At 62.6% G+C, this 658-nt stretch carries 1 pseudogene; it reads right to left on the bottom strand.

What is annotated here, in order from left to right:
- Nucleotides 1-160 (bottom strand): annotated as a pseudogene (locus BST10_RS22240) (IS256 family transposase); the annotation flags it as partial.
- Between the last annotated feature and the right edge of the window lie 498 nt (nt 161-658).

The raw sequence follows: 658 nt of genomic DNA, 5'->3' as shown, positions 1-658 counted from the left end.
CGTAACCCAGGTGATGGGTCAACTCCGAATTCAGGGCACGCTCGAGCACGGCCTTGGTCAGCTCGTTGAGCAAACCGTCCGCGCCGTCGATCGGGGTCCCCGATTTCACTGCATCGGCGATCAGCGAATCCAGTGTGTCGGCGCTGAACGCCTCCGCCAACCGTCGGGCCGCCGTCTTGTCCTGAGCCGGCGCCTTCGTGGACTTGGTCACAAAACACTCCTTCTGTCCGCCCCAACGGCGGTCCGATGATGGACCACCTCGGACTTACACAGATGGAATGACACGCCCCCGAGACGTGCTCTTCACCCACTACGACCCGTTCCACAATGTCGGCATGTGGCTGCCCCTGGGCGCCGTCGCCGACAGGTAGAAGCTGCGGGAAGGCCAAGTGCCTTCGCCGTTCCTGAGGACCAGAGTGTGCTCACTATGTCGGCCTATCGACGCGCCGTCACCGGGCCTCAGCCCGTAGGCGGGAATCCAGAGTTTCGCTGCGAGCAGCCCCTTCAAAAGTGGTGCATCACCCTTGGCCGATTTAGCTTGCGTTCGTCCTACGCGCAGATGCACGCCGGTGTACTCCCCCTGAGCCGTCCCGGTAAGTCCGGGGACTGATTTCCTTGAATCACCCCGCCTTCGGTGGGGTGTGCCTGTGATCGTAGT

Source organism: Mycolicibacter algericus DSM 45454 (genome assembly GCF_002086455.1).
GTDB classification, from domain to species: Bacteria; Actinomycetota; Actinomycetes; order Mycobacteriales; family Mycobacteriaceae; genus Mycobacterium; species Mycobacterium algericum.
Note: the sequence above shows the minus strand (reverse complement) of the source record. Positions and strands in the feature narration are given on the sequence as shown.